General features: G+C 66.7%; 12 protein-coding genes. 11 read left to right on the forward strand and 1 reads right to left on the reverse strand.

From position 1 onward, the window contains the following. Positions 1 to 134: 134 nt before the first annotated feature. The 9 genes from bioF to IB261_RS02620 all read left to right on the forward strand — a co-directional run bounded on the left by bioF (position 135) and on the right by IB261_RS02620 (position 11,318). Positions 135 to 1,340 carry an 8-amino-7-oxononanoate synthase gene (bioF, locus tag IB261_RS02580; protein ID WP_192383304.1) on the forward strand — a complete coding sequence of 402 codons (1,206 nt, stop codon included), beginning with the start codon at positions 135 to 137 and terminating at the stop codon, positions 1,338 to 1,340. After that, complete coding sequence (locus IB261_RS02585; RefSeq protein WP_081519674.1) at positions 1,333 to 2,058, forward strand: alpha/beta fold hydrolase; 726 nt, start codon at positions 1,333 to 1,335, stop codon at positions 2,056 to 2,058. Before bioF ends, IB261_RS02585 begins: the two co-directional genes overlap by 8 nt. Then, complete coding sequence (gene bioC, locus IB261_RS02590; RefSeq protein ID WP_192383303.1) at positions 2,051 to 2,848, forward strand: malonyl-ACP O-methyltransferase BioC; 798 nt, start codon at positions 2,051 to 2,053, stop codon at positions 2,846 to 2,848. Before IB261_RS02585 ends, bioC begins: the two co-directional genes overlap by 8 nt. A gap of 11 nt (positions 2,849 to 2,859) precedes the next feature. Continuing rightward, entirely contained in the window at positions 2,860 to 3,543 is a 684-nt protein-coding gene (gene bioD, locus IB261_RS02595) for a dethiobiotin synthase (RefSeq protein WP_192383302.1), read from the forward strand. 74 nt (positions 3,544 to 3,617) lie between these two features. Next, positions 3,618 to 3,848, forward strand: coding sequence for a hypothetical protein (locus IB261_RS02600; RefSeq protein WP_081519677.1), 231 nt, complete (start codon positions 3,618 to 3,620; stop codon positions 3,846 to 3,848). A gap of 309 nt (positions 3,849 to 4,157) precedes the next feature. Then, positions 4,158 to 5,963, forward strand: coding sequence for a phenylacyl-CoA dehydrogenase (locus IB261_RS02605; protein WP_192383301.1), 1,806 nt, complete (start codon positions 4,158 to 4,160; stop codon positions 5,961 to 5,963). A gap of 171 nt (positions 5,964 to 6,134) precedes the next feature. Further along, entirely contained in the window at positions 6,135 to 7,415 is a 1,281-nt protein-coding gene (locus IB261_RS02610; RefSeq protein WP_192210388.1) for a GGDEF domain-containing protein, read from the forward strand. Between the two features lie 119 nt (positions 7,416 to 7,534). Beyond that, complete coding sequence (locus tag IB261_RS02615; protein ID WP_081519680.1) at positions 7,535 to 9,331, forward strand: acyl-CoA dehydrogenase C-terminal domain-containing protein; 1,797 nt, start codon at positions 7,535 to 7,537, stop codon at positions 9,329 to 9,331. A 208-nt stretch (positions 9,332 to 9,539) separates the two neighbouring features. Then, a complete protein-coding gene (locus IB261_RS02620; protein ID WP_081519681.1) occupies positions 9,540 to 11,318 on the forward strand; it encodes an acyl-CoA dehydrogenase C-terminal domain-containing protein in 1,779 nt (592 codons plus the stop codon). 438 nt (positions 11,319 to 11,756) lie between these two features. On the opposite strand, the gene IB261_RS02625 is transcribed toward IB261_RS02620, so the two are convergent. Then, entirely contained in the window at positions 11,757 to 12,635 is an 879-nt protein-coding gene (locus IB261_RS02625; protein ID WP_081519682.1) for a LysR family transcriptional regulator, read from the reverse strand. Between the two features lie 100 nt (positions 12,636 to 12,735). On the opposite strand from IB261_RS02625, the gene IB261_RS02630 reads away from it, so the two are divergent. Together IB261_RS02630 and IB261_RS02635 are read left to right on the forward strand one after the other, a co-directional pair. After that, a complete protein-coding gene (locus IB261_RS02630; RefSeq protein ID WP_192383300.1) occupies positions 12,736 to 13,443 on the forward strand; it encodes an MOSC domain-containing protein in 708 nt (235 codons plus the stop codon). A gap of 206 nt (positions 13,444 to 13,649) precedes the next feature. Further along, positions 13,650 to 15,623 (forward strand): PhoX family protein, encoded by a 1,974-nt coding sequence (locus tag IB261_RS02635; protein ID WP_192383299.1) that lies wholly within the window; start codon positions 13,650 to 13,652, stop codon positions 15,621 to 15,623. Positions 15,624 to 15,748: the final 125 nt, after the last annotated feature.

A 15,748-nucleotide genomic window follows, 5' to 3' on the forward strand; every position in this document is an offset into this window, starting at 1 on the left:
GCCGCTTTTCTTCATGTAGGAGCGAGCTTGCTCGTGAACAGTCTTCCCGAGTACTTCGGTGCCGGGCGGTTCGCGAGCAAGTTCGCTCCTACAGGTCCTCGCCTCGCAGGACCACCGCCGACACGGGGTTGCGCATGCCTTTCGATCTCGCCGCCCGCCTGGCCCTGCGCCAGGCGGAGGACCTCTACCGCCGCCGTCCGCTGCTGGAATCGCCGCAGGGGCCGGAAGTGGTCATCGACGGCCAGCCGATGCTGGCCTTCTGTTCCAACGATTACCTGGGCCTGGCCAATCACCCCGAGGTGATTGCCGCCCTGCGTGCCGGCGCCGAGCGCTGGGGCGTCGGCGGTGGCGCCTCGCACCTGGTCAACGGCCACTGCGGCCCGCACCACGAGCTGGAGCTGGCGCTCGCCGAGTTCACCGGCCGCCCGCGCGCGCTGCTGTTCTCAACCGGCTACATGGCCAACCTCGGCACCGTCACCGCCCTCGTCGGTAAAGGCGACAGCGTGCTGGAGGACCGCCTCAACCACGCCTCGCTGCTGGACGCCGGCCTGCTTTCCGGTGCGCGCTTCTCGCGCTACCTGCACAACGACGCCGCCAGCCTCGCCTCCCGCCTGGACAAGGCTGAAGGCAACACGCTGGTGGTCACCGACGGCGTGTTCAGCATGGACGGCGACCTGGCCAGCCTGCCCGTGCTCTGCGCCAGGGCCCGGGAGAAGGGCGCCTGGGTGATGGTCGACGACGCCCATGGTTTCGGCCCGCTGGGCGCGAACGGTGGCGGCATCGTCGAGCACTTCGGCCTGGGGATGGATGATGTGCCCGTGCTGGTCGGCACCCTCGGCAAGGCCTTCGGCACCGCTGGCGCCTTCGTTGCCGGCAGCGAGGAGCTGATCGAGACGCTGATCCAGTTCGCCCGCCCCTACATCTACACCACCAGCCAGCCGCCCGCGGTGGCCTGCGCCACGCTGAAAAGCCTGGAGCTGCTGCGCGCCGAGAGCTGGCGCCGCGATCACCTGAATGCGCTGATCGCGCGCTTCCGCGCCGGCGCCGAGGCCATCGGCCTGAGCCTGATGGACAGCCCGACGCCGATCCAGCCGATCCTCATCGGTGGCAGCGCCCAGGCCATGGCGTTGTCGGCGGAGCTGCGCCAGCGCGGCATCCTCGTCGGCGCGATCCGCCCGCCCACCGTGCCGGCCGGCACCGCGCGCCTGCGCGTGACCCTGTCCGCCTCGCACACCGAGGCGCAAGTCGACCGCCTGCTGGTGGCGCTCGCCGAAAGCTGGCAGCGCGTGTCGTCTAGCCTTCTGGCAGAGATCGATGCCGAGGAGGGCGATGATGCGTGACCAACTGATCCTGCTGCCGGGCTGGGGCCTGGGGAGTGCGCCGCTGGAGCCGCTGCGCGATGCGCTGCTGGAACAGGCCCCGCATTTGAATGTGCAGATCGAGCCGCTGCCGGCGGATACCGATCCCAATGCCTGGCTCGACGAGCTGGACGACAACGTCGCTCACGACGCCTGGATCGCCGGATGGTCGCTGGGCGGCATGCTGGGTGCCGAACTGGCGGCGCGTCGGGGCGAGTCCTGTCGGGGGCTGGTGACCATCGCCAGCAACCTCTGCTTCCGCCGCCGCGAGGACTGGCCGGACGCGATGGCCAATGACGTCTTCGAGGATTTCTTCGAGGCCTTCCTGCTGGAGCCGCACCTGGTGCGCAAGCGCTTCACCCTGCTGGTCAGCCAGGGCGCCCGCGACCCGCGCACCCTCGCACGCCAGCTGCAGGTGGCGCTGCCGCAATTGAACGCCGAAGGTCTGACCGCCGGCCTGCAACTGCTGGGGCAGCTCGATACCCGCGCCGCCCTCGGTCGCTATCCCGGCCCGCAGTTGCACCTGTTCGCCGCCAACGATGCGCTGGTCCCGGCCAGTGCCGCCGATGCGCTGCTGGAGTGGCTGCCGGACGTCGAAGTCAGCCTGTTGCCCGGTGCCAGTCACGGCCTGCCGCTGGAGCAGCCCGACGAAGTGGCGAGCGCCATCCTGAAGTTCATCCACGAGGGCGACGATGCCTGATTGCAGTACCAGCGCGCTGCCCGACAAACGCCAGGTAGCCGCCTCCTTCTCCCGCGCCGCGTCGACTTACGACGCGGTGGCCGAACTGCAGCGCGCCGTCGGCGGTCGTCTGCTGGAGCTTCTGCCGGCGCAGGTCGCGCCGCAGCGCTGGATCGACCTGGGCAGCGGCACCGGTTATTTCAGCCGCGCCCTGGCGGCGCGTTATCCACAGGCGCAGGGCCTGTCCGTCGATATCGCCGAAGGCATGCTGCGCCACGCCCGCGAGCAGGGCGGTGCGCAGCACTTCATCGGCGGCGATGCCGAACGGCTGCCGTTGCGCGATGGCGCCACTGACCTGCTGTTCTCCAGCCTGGCGATCCAATGGTGCGGGGACTTGCCGGCGGTGCTGGACGAGGCGCGCCGCGTGCTGCGTCCTGGTGGCGTCGCGGCGTTCAGCAGCCTGTGCATCGGCACGCTGGGCGAGCTGCGGCAGAGCTGGGAAGCGGTGGACGGCTTCGTCCACGTGAACCGCTTCCGCGCCTTCGAGCAGTATCAGCAGCACTGCGCGGGTAGCGGCCTGCAAGTGCTGGAGCTGCGCACGGAGGACCGTGTCCTGCACTTCCCCGACCTGCGCAGCCTGACCCATGAACTCAAGGCGCTCGGCGCGCACAACCTCAATCCCGGCCGGCCAGACGGCCTCACCGGGCGCGAGCGGGTGCGTGCGCTGATCGCCGCCTACGAGCGCTTCCGCCAGCCCGAAGGGTTGCCGGCGACCTACCGGGTGGTCTACGCCGTCCTGCGCAAGCACTGACCGAGGAAACCATGTCCCACGCCTACTTCGTCACCGGCACCGACACCGAAATCGGCAAGACCACCATCGCCTCCGGCCTGCTGCATGCGGCGCGGCTGGCCGGGTTGTCCACGGCGGCTGCCAAGCCGGTGGCTTCCGGTTGCGAGCGCAGCCCCGAGGGCCTGCGCAATTCCGATGCGCTGGCGCTGCTGGGTGAATGCAGCGTGCCGCTGGCCTACGAACAGGTGAACCCCTTCGCCTTTGAGCCGGCCATTGCGCCGCACCTCGCTGCCCGCGAAATGGGCGTGAAGCTGACAGTGGAAGCGCTCAAGGGGCCGGTTCGTTCGGTGCTGGAGCTGGGCGCCGATTTCACCCTGGTGGAAGGCGCCGGGGGCTGGCGCGTGCCGCTGGCGGGGGAGGAGAACCTTTCCGACCTGGCCATCGCCCTGGAGTTGCCGGTGATCCTCGTCGTCGGCGTGCGCCTGGGTTGCATCAACCATGCGGTGCTCAGCGCCGAGGCGATCCAGCGCGACGGCCTGCTGCTGGCCGGCTGGGTGGCGAACATCGTCGACCCGCAGACCTCCCGTCTGGAAGAAAACCTCGCGACCCTCGCCGAACGCCTGCCCGCACCCTGCATCGGACGCGTGCCGCGCCTGGCCCGCGCGACCCCGGCGGCAGTGGCCGCGCACCTGGACATGGGCATCCTGGATTTGTAACCGGGCCTTGGCCTGACGGACTCCGTCTGCTTGAATAGTGGCCACTTGCTGCTTTTTGCTGTGGAGGCGTGTCGATGGAAATCTCCGGTAATGCTTTCTCTGCGGGCCTGTACGGCGTGCAGAACGGCCAGCGCCGCGTCGACCGCGCCAGCACCGACATCGCTACCGCGGGCAGCGCGCCCAGCGAAGTGCTCAACGACCGTCTGGTGGACCTGCGCCGCGGCGAGCACGAGGTAAAGGCCAACGCCAAGGTCATCCAGGCTGCCGACGAAACGCTCGGCACCCTCATCGATATCCGCGCCTGACGCGACGCTTTCCCCACCCTGAATTCTTCCGCGCGGCCGGCTGTCCTTGTGACACGCCGGCCGCTCTGCCATGGGCTTTAATTAGCCTCAGGGCCTCGCTGCCAATACACCCCGCGGACAGCCCTGCGAGCGTGACCAGGCGGTCGGTTTGCACGCTTGACAAGGGTATGGCGTAAACGTATGTTTCAAACGCCTGTTTGACTGTCCGGATGCGCACGCGCACCGACTGGGCGGCCGGGAATGCTCCCGCACTGCGACCGCAGCAACCGGTCGCCCATTAACCAGAACCCTTCGTAGAGGTTTACCGCTATGCCTGATTACAAGGCCCCCTTGCGTGATATCCGTTTCGTTCGCGACGAGCTGCTGGGCTACGAAGCGCACTACCAGAACCTGCCGGGCGCCGAAGACGCCACCCCGGACATGGTCAATGCCATCCTCGAAGAGGGTGCGAAGTTCTGCGAACAGGTAATCGCTCCGCTGAACCGCACTGGCGACCTGGAAGGCTGCAAATGGAGCCCGGAAGGCGTCAAGACTCCGACCGGCTTCAAAGAGGCCTACCAGCAGTTCGTCGAAGGCGGCTGGCCGAGCCTGGCCCATGACGTCGAGCACGGCGGCCAGGGTCTGCCCGAATCCCTGGGTCTGGCCATCAGCGAAATGGTCGGCCAGGCCAACTGGTCCTGGGGCATGTACCCGGGCCTGTCCCACGGCGCCATGAACACCCTGCACGCCCACGGTACTCCGGAGCAGCAGCACGCCTACCTGACCAAGCTGGTTTCCGGCGAGTGGACCGGCACCATGTGCCTGACCGAGCCGCATTGCGGCACCGACCTGGGCATGCTGCGCACCAAGGCCGAGCCGCAGGCTGACGGCACCTACAAGATCACCGGCACCAAGATCTTCATCTCCGCTGGCGAACACGACATGGCCGACAACATCGTCCACATCGTGCTGGCCCGCCTGCCCGACGCCCCGCAGGGCACCAAGGGCATTTCGCTGTTCATCGTGCCGAAGTTCCTGCCCAACGCCGAAGGCAACGTGGGCGAGCGCAACGCCGTTTCCTGTGGCTCCATCGAGCACAAGATGGGCATCCACGGCAACGCCACCTGCGTGATGAACTTCGACGCCGCCACCGGCTTCCTGATCGGCCCGCCGAACAAGGGCCTGAACTGCATGTTCACCTTCATGAACACCGCTCGCCTGGGTACCGCGCTGCAAGGCCTGGCCCACGCCGAAATCGGTTTCCAGGGTGGCATCGCCTACGCTCGCGAGCGTCTGCAGATGCGTTCGCTGACCGGCCCGAAAGCTCCGGAAAAAGCCGCTGACCCGATCATCGTGCACCCGGACGTACGCCGCATGCTGCTGACCGCCAAGGCTTTCGCCGAAGGCAACCGCGCCATGCTGTACTTCGCTGCCAAGCAGGTCGACATCGTCCAGCGCAGCCAGGACGAAGAAGAGAAGAAAGCCGCTGACACGATGCTGGCCTTCCTCACTCCGATCGCCAAGGCGTTCATGACCGAAGTGGGCTTCGAAGCTGCCAACCACGGCGTGCAGATCTATGGCGGCCACGGCTTCATCGCCGAGCACGGCATGGAACAGAACGTCCGCGACAGCCGCATCTCCATGCTGTACGAAGGCACCACCGGCGTTCAGGCGCTGGACCTGCTGGGCCGCAAGATCCTCATGACCCAGGGCGAAGCGCTCAAGGGCTTCACCAAGATCGTGCACAAGTTCTGCCAGGCCAACGAAGCCAACGAAGCCGTCAAGGAGTTCGTTGCACCGCTGGCTGCGCTGAACAAGGAGTGGGGCGACCTGACCATGAAGGTCGGCATGGCTGCCATGAAGGACCGCGAGGAAGTCGGCGCTGCATCGGTCGATTACCTGATGTTCTCCGGCTACGCCTGCCTGGCCTACTTCTGGGCCGACATGGCTCGCCTGGCTGCCGAGAAGCTGGCTGCCGGTACCAGCGAAGAGGCCTTCTACCAGGCCAAGCTGAAGACCGCGCGCTTCTACTTCCAGCGCATCCTGCCGCGCACCCGCGCGCACGTTGGCTCCATGCTGTCCGGCGCCAACAACCTGATGGACCTGGCCGAGGAAGATTTCGCCCTCGGTTACTGATCAGCGCCCTGGACGGACGGTTCGCCGTCCGTCTGCTGAACAGCAGGAAGCCCGCCGCAAGGCGGGCTTTTTCGTATCCGAATCCACACAAAACGCCGCAGAAAATGCCATCATTACGCCACTTGCCGATCGACTGACGGCAAGACCGGCACCCACTCTGCGGAACCCTTTGTGCGACCCACGGCCCCTTACCGGATCAGCCATTTCCTCACGCCCCTGTTGCTGATTCCGGCCGGCATCGCCGCCGGCTCCCTGGGCGAACTGTCTGACTTCTTCATCTCCCTGTTCAACGTCCTGCCGACCCTGCTGCTCCTGCTCGGCGGCGCGCTGTGCATGGTCTATGGCCGCCAGCGCCAGCTGTTCATGCTGACGGTGGTGTACATCGCCTATTTCCTGCTCGATACCCAGGTCGACTACTTCCAGGCGCACCGCGTGGTGATGCCGGAAGCGGCGCTGGTGTTCCACCTGTGTTGCGTGCTGCTGCCGCTGCTCTACGGCCTGTACGGCATCTGGCAGGAGCGCATGCACATGCTGCAGGACCTGCTCGCCCGCAGCGCCGCGCTGGTCGCCGTGGCCGGGGTGGCGACAGCACTGGCCAAGCGCTTCCCGCAGGGGCTGGCGGAGCTGCTCAGCGACACCTACTGGCCGGCTTTGCACGGCCACTGGATGAGCCTGGCGCAGCTGTCCTACTTCGGTTTCCTGATGGCCTTCGTCGCCCTGGTCTCCGCCTACGTGCGCCAGCCGCGGCCGTTGCACGCCGCGCAACTGCTGGGCCTGCTCGGGCTGCTGTGGATGCTGCCCAAGGTGTTCATCCTGCCCCATGCGCTGACCGTGATGACCAGCCTGGTGATGCTCACCCTGGCCGGCGCGGTGGCCCACGAGGCGTACCAGATGGCCTTCCGCGACGAGCTCACCGGCCTGCCCGGACGCCGCGCGCTGAACGAGCGCTTCCAGCGCTTGGGCCAGCAGTACGTGCTGGCGATGATCGACGTGGACCATTTCAAGAAATTCAACGACAGCCACGGCCACGACGTCGGCGACCAGGTGCTGCGCATGGTCGCCAGCCAGTTGCGTCGTACCGGTGGCGGCGGCAAGGCGTACCGCTATGGCGGCGAGGAATTCACCGTGGTGTTCGCCGGCAAGACCGTGGAGCAGTGCCTGCCTTACCTCGATGGCGTGCGTCAGGCCATCGAGGGTTACGCCATGCACCTGCGCGACCGTGGCAACCGCCCCAAGGACGACCGCCAGGGCCGCGGCAAGCGCGCCGGCAAGGAGGCGCAGACGGTCTCGGTGACCATCAGCGTCGGCGTCGCCGAGCGCGACGGCGAGCGGCGCAGCCCCGAGGAAGTCATCAAGGGCGCCGATGAGGCGCTGTACTCGGCCAAGAGCGGCGGGCGCAACCGCGTGGCCGTGCACGGGCAGTCGCGTCGCGGAGCGGTGCGCACCGCCTGAGCGGCCTGCGTTATGACCGCGCATTCAGCGCGTGCAGCGTGATTGTCCGCATCGTGGCGGGCCGTTAGGTTCGAGTTTTCCGCGCCACGCTGGCGCCCTGAACCGAACGGAGATTCGCGATGCCCGAGTACAAGGCCCCCCTGCGCGACGTGCGCTTCCTCACCGACGAAGTCTTCGACTTCACCGGCCGCTACGAAGCCCTCGGCGCCACCGACGCCACCCCGGACATGTTCGCCGCCATCCTCGAGGAAGGCGCGAAGTTCTGCGAGCAGGTCATCGCCCCGCTGAACCGCTCCGGCGACGAGGAAGGCTGCCACTTCGACAACGGCGTAGTGACCACGCCCAAGGGCTTCAAGGAAGCCTTCGCGCAGTACGTCGAGGCCGGCTGGAACGGCGTGTCCAGCGACCCGGAATTCGGTGGCCAGGGTCTGCCGCCGTCTCTCGGCCTGCTGGTCAGCGAGATGATCGGCGCGTCCAACTGCTCCTGGGGCATGTACCCCGGCCTGACCAAGGGCGCCATGGCCGCCATCCACGCCCACGGCACGCAGGAGCAGAAGGACACCTACCTGCCGCGCATGACCAGCGCGGTCTGGACCGGCACCATGTGCCTCACCGAGCCGCACTGCGGCACCGACCTGGGCATCATCAAGACCCGCGCCGTGCCCAATGCGGACGGCAGCTACGCGATCACCGGCACCAAGATCTTCATCTCCGCCGGCGAGCACGACCTCTCCGAGAACATCATCCACCTGGTCCTGGCCAAGCTGCCCGATGCACCGGCCGGCACCAAGGGCATCTCGCTGTTCATCGTGCCGAAGTTCAACCTCGATGCGAACGGCGAAGCCGGCGAGCGCAACGCCGTGGCCTGCGGCTCCATCGAGCACAAGATGGGCATCAAGGCGTCCGCCACCTGCGTGATGAACTTCGACGGCGCCCGCGGCTTCCTCATCGGCGAGGCCAACAAGGGCCTGGCCTGCATGTTCACCATGATGAACCACGCACGCCTGGGCACCGGCATGCAGGGCCTCTGCCTTGGCGAGACCAGCTACCAGGGCGCCGTGCGCTACGCCCAGGACCGCCTGCAGATGCGTTCGCTGACCGGCCCGAAGGCGCCGGAGAAGCCCGCCGACCCGATCATCGTCCACCCGGACGTGCGCCGCATGCTGCTGACCATGAAGGCTTTCAACGAAGGCAACCGCGCGCTGGCCTACTTCACCGCGCAACTGCTGGACATCGAGCACCTGTCCCAGGACGCCGAGGAGCGCGAGCGCGCCGCCAGCCTGCTGGCCTTCCTCACCCCGATCTGCAAGGCCTTCATGACCGAGAGCGGCCTGGAAGTCACCAACATCGGCATGCAGGTGTTCGGCGGCCACGGCTTCATCCGCGAGTGGGGCATGGAACAGCTGGTGCGCGACTGCCGCATCGCGCCGATCTACGAGGGCACCAATGGCATCCAGGCACTGGACCTGCTGGGCCGCAAGGTCCTCGGCAGCCAGGGCAAGTTGCTGATGGGCTTCACCAAGCTCGTCCATCAGCTCTGCCAGCAGCACGCCGAGCACCCGCAACTGAAGGCACAGGTTGCCCAGCTGTCGACGCTGAACAAGCAGTGGGGCGAGCTGACCCAGAAGGTCGGCATGGCCGCCATGAAGAACCCGGACGAAGTCGGCGCGGCCTCGGTCGACTACCTGATGTTCTCCGGCTACGTCACCCTCGGCTACTTCTGGCTGCGCATGGCGCTCGTCGCCCAGCAGAAGCTGGAAGAGGGCGCCAGCGAGGCGGCCTACTACCAGACCAAGCTGGCCACCGCCGAGTTCTACTTCAGCCGCCTGCTGCCGCGCGCGCAGGCTCACGTGGCAGCGGCGGAAGCCGGCTCCGAGGTGCTGATGCGCCTGTCGGCCGAGCAGTTCGCCCTGTAATCCGCGTGCCAGACAAGGAGGCCCGCTTCGTGCGGGCCTCCTCGTTTTTCGCTACATATTGTGACCAATCTATAGTTGTACGGTCACAACATGACGCTTAAAGTCTGAAAAGTTGTTGGAGTAAACTCCGGCGGCGTACCTTCGTGTACCTCCTATTCTGATACCGCTGGCTGCCAGATCAGCCGTCGTTTTCGTTCGAGGATCCATCATGGCTGACTACAAAGCTCCCCTGCGCGACATGCAATTCGTCCTCAATGAAGTCTTCGAGGTCGCCAACCTGTGGGCCGAACTGCCCGCCCTGGCCGAGACCGTCGATGCCGAGACCGCATCCGCGATCCTCGAAGAGGCCGGCAAGGTCACCGGCGGCGTGATCGCCCCGCTGAACCGCAGCGGCGACGAAGAAGGCTGCAGCTGGAGCGCCGAGGGCGTGAAGACCCCGGCTGGCTTCCCCGAAGCCTACCGCACCTACGCCGAAGGCGGCTGGGTGGGCGTGGGCGGCGCGCCGGAATTCGGCGGCATGGGCATGCCCAAGGTGATCGGCGCCCAGGTCGAGGAAATGGTCAACTCGGCCAACCTGTCCTTCGGCCTGTACCCGATGCTGACCGCCGGCGCCTGCCTGTCGCTGCTCAACCACGCCAGCGAAGAACTGAAGGCCAAGTACCTGCCGAACATGTACGCCGGCACCTGGGCCGGTTCCATGTGCCTGACCGAGCCGCACGCCGGCACCGACCTGGGCATCATCCGCACCAAGGCCGAACCCCAGGCCGACGGCAGCTTCAAGATTTCCGGCACCAAGATCTTCATCACCGGCGGCGAGCACGACCTGACCGAGAACATCATCCACCTGGTCCTGGCCAAGCTGCCCGACGCGCCGGCTGGTTCCAAGGGCATCTCGCTGTTCCTGGTGCCGAAGGTGATGGTCAACGCCGACGGCTCCCTGGCCGAGCGCAATGCCGTGTCCTGTGGCTCCATCGAGCACAAGATGGGCATCAAGGGCTCCGCCACCTGCGTGATGAACTTCGACGGCGCCACCGGCTGGATCGTCGATGCGCCGAACAAGGGCCTGGCTGCCATGTTCACCATGATGAACTACGAGCGCCTGGGCGTTGGCATCCAGGGCCTGGCTACCGGCGAGCGCTCCTACCAGAGCGCCGTGGAATACGCCCGCGAGCGTATCCAGAGCCGCGCGCCGACCGGCCCGGTCGCCAAGGACAAGGCTGCCGACCCGATCATCGTCCACCCGGACGTGCGTCGCATGCTGCTGACCATGAAGGCGCTGAACGAAGGCGGTCGTGCCTTCTCCAGCTACGTCGCCATGCAACTGGACACCGCCAAGTACAGCGAAGAGCCGACCACCCGCAAGCGCGCCGAGGAACTGGTCGCCCTGCTGACCCCGGTGGCCAAGGCCTTCCTCACCGACATGGGCCTGGAAACCACCATCCACGGCCAGCAGATCTTCGGCGGCCACGGCTTCATCCGCGAGTGGGGCCAGGAGCAACTGGTACGCGACTGCCGCATCACCCAGATCTACGAAGGCACCAACGGCATCCAGGCGCTGGACCTGATGGGCCGCAAGATCGTCGGCAGCGGCGGGGCCTACTGCAAGCTGTTTACTGACGAGATCCGTGCCTTCACCGCCTCGGCGTCCGCCGAGCTGGCCGAATTCACCGGCCCGCTGAACGCCGCCGTGCAGAACCTCGACGAGCTGACCGCCTGGGTCCTGGACCGCGCCAAGGGCAACCCGAATGAAATCGGCGCCGCCTCGGTCGAGTACCTGCACGCCTTCGGCTACACCGCCTACGCGTACATGTGGGCCCTGATGGCTCGCGCTTCGCTGGGCAAGGAAGGCCAGGACGAGTTCTACGCCAGCAAGCTCGGCACCGCGCGCTTCTACTTCGCCCGCCTGCTGCCGCGCATCCACTCGCTGAGTGCCTCGGTGAAGGCCGGCAGCGAGTCGCTGTACCTGCTGGACGCCGCGCAGTTCTAAGCGCTCGCTCTGAAAAGCCCCGCTCCGGCGGGGCTTTTTTATGGGGATATTTCCTTTCCGAAGGGCGCTAGTACGAATCCGTGTAAGCCAAAGCTTACAAACAGCGGTGGTGATCGGCGTCTTTCTGATAAAGGCTTCTGGCGGTAACCTTCTCCTCAGTCAGGACATTGCGCAGGAAGCGCCAAAGACAACACGGAAATATAGGGATTCCACCATGGATGGTGGCCTGCATGGACGTCAGGATATCGGTCTGCAAAACCCCGCTTCGCAAGAAGCGGGGTTTTTTCTTGCCTGCGCTTCCCGTAGGGCGAATAACGCGCCAGCGTTATCCGCCGCTGGTTGTCGGGACGGCGGATAACCTGTTCCAGGTTATGCGCCCTACGTAGAAACTCCGTGCGGGCGTGCGACCGCATCGATACCCATCAGCGATGTTGGGCGTCACACCGCCCCATCCAGCAACGAGCGCAGCAGCTCCACCGTCGGCTGCTGCCGTTGTGCATCGCGATACACCAGCCCCACGCTCAGTGGAATGCGCGGTTCGCTCAATGGCTTCCAGAGCAGGTCCTTGTGCGCATGCATCTGTCGCGCACGCCCCGGCAGCACGGTGGCGAAGCGGCTCTGCGGCAGGCTGTCGAGGATGCCGCCCATGTGGTTCAGCTCCGCCTGTACCCGTGGCCGCCGGCCGATGGCCGCCAGTTGTTCCTGCCAGATCTGCCGGGCACGGAATTCCTCGCCGAGCAGCAGCATCGGCAGCTCCGCCGCCTGGGCCAGCGAGACCTTCTTGAAGTCCTTCAGCGGATGCTCCGCCGGGATCACCAGTTGCAGCTCGTCCGGGTACAGCTCCACGCCGTGCAACGCCGGCTGGCGCGGCGGCAGGAAGCCGATGCCGATATCCAGCTGGCCGATCAGCAGGCGGCGCTCGATCTCCACTCCGGAGAGTTCGTAAATGCGCACCTGCACGTGCGGCTGCGCAGCGTGCAGGCGTTCCACCAGATGCGGTACCAGGCTCGCATTGACCGTCTGCAGTACGCCAATGGCCAGGCTGCGCGCACTCTGCCCACGGAAACCCCGCAGCGCCTCGCGGGCGCGCTCCAGGCCTTCCAGCAGCGGCACCGCATGGTTGTACAGCGTGTGTGCGGCGGCGGTCGGCAGCAGGCGCTTGCCGCTGCGCTGGAACAGCGCCACGTCGAGGTTCTGCTCCAGTTGGCGTATCTGCTGCGACAGTGCCGGCTGGGAAATCGCCAGGCGTTCGGCCGCGCGCCCGACATGGCCTTCCTCGTAGAGCGCGACGAAATAGCGGAGCTGGCGGAAATCCATAAGGTCTGCTTATCAACGAAACTGGAAAATCGAAATGGATAGTCAGCTATCCAGGCCACTACTCTAGCGCTTGTCCGCTGTCTCAGATGGGTAGACAAAGGTGGAAAGCATCGTCATCCAGGGCGTTTTCATAGGCAAAGTCGAAGAAAGCTGGGGAGGTCTGCTCAGCGATATCGACAAGCTGGAAGCGCATCAGGAAGTCTGGCTCGGCGCCGAAGGATTGCCGGGGGACGCACGGCCCGACCTGCGCCACGACGGCGGCCTGGACCGCGCGCTGCACCACTACCCGGCCGAGCACTACCGCCACTGGCGCAAGCAGCACCCGCAGACGCGCTGGCGACAGCCGGCCTTCGGCGAAAACCTCTCGACCTTCGGCCTCAATGAGCAGGAGGTCTGCATCGGCGACCTGTTCCGCTGGGGCGAAGCGCTGATCGAAGTGAGCCAGCCGCGCTCGCCCAGCTACCGCCTGGCGCGTCGCTGGAATCTCCCCGAGCTGCCGCAGCAAGTGCAGGAGCAGGGGCGCTGCGGCTGGTTCTACCGGGTGCGCCGCTCCGGCATGGTCGCCCCCGATGCACCGCTGGAGCTGGTGCAGCGGCACTACCCGCAGCTCAGCGTGGCGAGCCTGCTGGACTGGTACTTCGGCCACCCGCTGGAACGTACCGGCCTGCGCCTGATGATGGCCTGCGACGCGCTCTCCCTGCGCTGGCGCAAGACTGCCGCGCAACGCCTCACCAGTGGCGTGCTGGAAGACTGGACGGCCCGCCTGGCGGGCCCCGAATGTTCGGAGCAGGGCGGCCTGCAGAACTGAGCCGCACTATTCCGCAAATGCCCTCGCGCCCGCCCCCGGACGTCGTCTTGGTCCTGCGGGGCGGCTTTTATCCTCGCCGCCGAGCCTGTCACAGGGCTCGGCGGCGTTGTCATGCCGACGTAACACCGCGTTCCTAACCTTCCGCCGATAGCTTCTACTGACAACCCGAGCCGTCAGAAAGACGGCCGCGCGGAAGGAACCATCTGATGAGCGAGCGTTTCCAGGATTTCCACGACCGATTGGCCGCCTTCGACGACCAGGCGATCAACCCCTCCGGCAACCTGCCGATGAGCGAGATCATCGACGCCTCGCGCCGCCGCCTGTTGAAGAACAGCCTGGTGCTGGGCGCCGTCGGCTTCCTCGGCGGCGGCCTGTTCCCCGGACGTTCGCTGTTCGCCGCCGACGCCCCGGTGCCCACCGCGCTGCTGGGCTTCAAGGGCGTGCCGGTGCAGCAGGACCCGAAGTTCGACCGCGTTATCGTCGCTGACGGTTACACGGCTCGCCCGTTCTTCTCCTGGGGCGACGCCGTGGTGAGCGGCTCGCCGGCCTGGAAAGGCGACGCCAGCGAGGACTGGAAAGCCCAGGAACTGCAGGCCGGCGACAACCATGACGGCATGCACTACTTCCCCTTCCCCGATGCGCCGGAAAACCACGGCCTGCTGGTCATCAACCACGAGTACATCAACCCGACGCTGCACCCCAAAGGCCAGACCTTCGAGGACCGCCCTGATGGTTCGCGCGGCCGCCCGGAAGGCGAGGTACGCAAGGAAATCGCCGCCCATGGCCTGAGCGTGATCGAGGTGAAGAAGGACCCCGGCGGCCAGTGGCAGCGCGTCGAGGGCTCGAGCTACAACCGCCGCATCACCGGCAGCTCGCCGCTGGACCTGTCCGGCCCGCTGGCCGGCCACGACCTGCTGCGCACCGCCAGCGACCCCGAGGCCAAACAGGTGCTCGGCACCCTGAACAACTGCTCCATGGGCGTCACGCCCTGGGGCACCTACCTGGCCTGCGAAGAGAACTGGCACCAGTACTTCGTCAACCGCGACAAGGACGACTACGCCAAGCGCGTCTCGCACAAGCGCTACGGCCTGTCCAACGGCCAGTTCAGCAACTACTACGCCTGGGAAGCGGTGGATGCGCGCTTCGACGCCACGCCCAAGGCTGACCAGCCCCACGGCGGCCATGTCAACGAACCGAACCGCTTCGGTTGGGTGGTGGAGATCGACCCGTTCGATCCGACCTCCACGCCGAAGAAACGCACCGCCGTCGGCCGTTTCTGCCGTGAGTGTTCGACCCTCTCGCTGGGCGCCGACAACCGCATGGCGTTCTATTACGGCGACGACACCAAGGGCGAGTACATCTACAAATTCGTCCCGGCCGGCCGATACGACGCGAACAACCGCGCGGCGAACGTCGACCTGCTCGACGAAGGCACCCTCTACGTGGCCCGCTTCAATGCCGATGGCAGCGGCCAGTGGCTGCCGCTGGTGCACGGGCAGAATGGCCTGAGCGCCGAGAACGGCTTCGCCAGCCAGGCCGAGGTGCTGGTCAACGCCCGCGCCGCCGCCGACAAGCTGGGCGCCACGCCGATGGACCGCCCCGAGTGGGTCGCGGTGCAGCAGACCACCCGCGAGGTCTACGTCAGCCTCACCAACAACGATGCCCGCGGCAAGAAGCAGCCGGTGGACGCCGCCAACCCGCGCAAGGAAAACCTCCACGGGCAGATCCTGCGCTGGAACGAAGCCGGCGGCGATCCGACCGCCACCCGCTTCCAGTGGGAAATCTTCCTGCTGGCCGGCGAGCACCAGGGCGCCAGCGCGCCGGAGAACCTGATCGGTACCATCAACGGCGACATCTTCTCCTCGCCGGATGGCCTGTACTTCGACACCGCCGGGCGCCTGTGGATCGAAACCGACTACGACGATGACGTCCCGGCGATGCAGGCCATGGGCTGCAACCAGTTGCTCTGCGCCGACCCGCACAGCCGCGAAGTGCGGCGCTTCCTGGTCGGCCCGCGCGGCTGCGAGCTGACCGGCATCACCCAGACCCCGGACGGCAAGACACTGTGGGTGAACATCCAGCACCCGACCCTGAGCTTCCCGGCCAGCGACGGCAAGAGCATCCCGCGTTCCACGACGCTGGTAATCACCAAGGATGATGGCGGTGTGATCGGTACCTGATGGCGAGTGCTCCCTTGTAGGAGCGGGCCATGCCCGCGAACCGGCCGGCAGGCCGGAATCTGCCCTGCGCCGGCCTGAAAGACATGGCGCAGGGCTGGTCGCGGGTATGGGCCAGGCGCCCCGCC

Origin of the sequence: Pseudomonas sp. PDM20 (assembly GCF_014852575.3) — a bacterium.
Classification (GTDB): Bacteria; Pseudomonadota; Gammaproteobacteria; order Pseudomonadales; family Pseudomonadaceae; genus Pseudomonas.

Excerpts from the sequence above, each read along its gene's own strand:
- bioD (WP_192383302.1), top strand. The coding sequence starts at position 2,860 with ATGTCCCACGCCTACTTCGTCACCGGCACCGACACCGAAATCGGCAAG.
- IB261_RS02635 (WP_192383299.1), top strand. The coding sequence starts at position 13,650 with ATGAGCGAGCGTTTCCAGGATTTCCACGACCGATTGGCCGCCTTCGAC.
- IB261_RS02625 (WP_081519682.1), bottom strand. The coding sequence starts at position 12,635 with ATGGATTTCCGCCAGCTCCGCTATTTCGTCGCGCTCTACGAGGAAGGC.
- IB261_RS02600 (WP_081519677.1), top strand. The coding sequence starts at position 3,618 with ATGGAAATCTCCGGTAATGCTTTCTCTGCGGGCCTGTACGGCGTGCAG.
- IB261_RS02615 (WP_081519680.1), top strand. The coding sequence starts at position 7,535 with ATGCCCGAGTACAAGGCCCCCCTGCGCGACGTGCGCTTCCTCACCGAC.
- bioC (WP_192383303.1), top strand. The coding sequence starts at position 2,051 with ATGCCTGATTGCAGTACCAGCGCGCTGCCCGACAAACGCCAGGTAGCC.
- IB261_RS02585 (WP_081519674.1), top strand. The coding sequence starts at position 1,333 with ATGCGTGACCAACTGATCCTGCTGCCGGGCTGGGGCCTGGGGAGTGCG.
- bioF (WP_192383304.1), top strand. The coding sequence starts at position 135 with ATGCCTTTCGATCTCGCCGCCCGCCTGGCCCTGCGCCAGGCGGAGGAC.
- IB261_RS02620 (WP_081519681.1), top strand. The coding sequence starts at position 9,540 with ATGGCTGACTACAAAGCTCCCCTGCGCGACATGCAATTCGTCCTCAAT.
- IB261_RS02605 (WP_192383301.1), top strand. The coding sequence starts at position 4,158 with ATGCCTGATTACAAGGCCCCCTTGCGTGATATCCGTTTCGTTCGCGAC.